The organism is Cellulophaga sp. BC115SP (assembly GCF_009905545.1).
GTDB classification, from domain to species: domain Bacteria; phylum Bacteroidota; class Bacteroidia; order Cytophagales; family Spirosomataceae; genus Flectobacillus; species Flectobacillus rivi.
In genome coordinates this window covers 1-764 of record NZ_JAAALB010000174.1, presented here as the reverse complement: position 1 = coordinate 764, position 764 = coordinate 1, and the positions used below count along the sequence as shown (strand labels likewise).

1 protein-coding gene is annotated in these 764 nt (G+C 45.7%); it reads right to left on the bottom strand.

Features of this window, described 5'->3' with window-relative positions; all coding sequences use genetic code 11:
- Nucleotides 1-764: DUF6443 domain-containing protein (locus GVN22_RS27485; RefSeq protein WP_240915794.1), on the bottom strand; the 764-nt coding region annotated here is incomplete at both ends.

Here is a 764-nt window from a genome sequence, read left to right as displayed (position 1 = left end):
TGGTCATCGTAGCAATACAAAAAGGCTGCTTCTGTCAAATTGGCTTCGGTCAAGCCTGTAATCACAGCACTCAGTTCTGGAGGTAATACCGCTCGCAACTGTCCATAGTCATCATAGACATAATAGGTATTGGCTACTTCATTATCACTATTGATGACACTTTTCAATACCACACGACCATACTTATCCTTGTACTCTCGTACTCGGTTTTTGTTGACAGTCTCGCTTTTGTTCCCCTCTTGAATCGTCTCGGTTACAGTCAATTGGTTTTTACCATAATATCCCGCCCTAGTAATTCCCTTGGCTAAAGAACCAGCCTCAAAACTACTCTGACTTACACGAATTTCATGAATGGTGTTAGCGGTATTGAAAGTATAGATATTTCTGGTAGTACCATCAGCTCGGTTCCAAGGTGAGCTATTCAATGACCAAAGGCTCTCATCGCCTGGCCCTGCTACCTTCAATACTCGACTAGAAGGCATAGGTTCGTACACCGTTTGACTATAGGCTCTATTGCCAGCACCATAGTAGGTAGCAGTAGCAGTGGCGACACCCGTATTGTAGTCCCCCTTACCACCATTGACAGGGAGAGGCAAATACTGTTTTACGGCACGACCGTGGTCGTCGTACTCGGTGAGTTGTACCAAGTCTTGACCTGCTCCTCCGGCATGGACATCAACAGTTTGAGTACTTTGTCCCAATCCATCAAAGTAGGTAATGGTACTTTGAGCTTGGTTGGGATTCGAAAGGTTGGCTCCACCTGC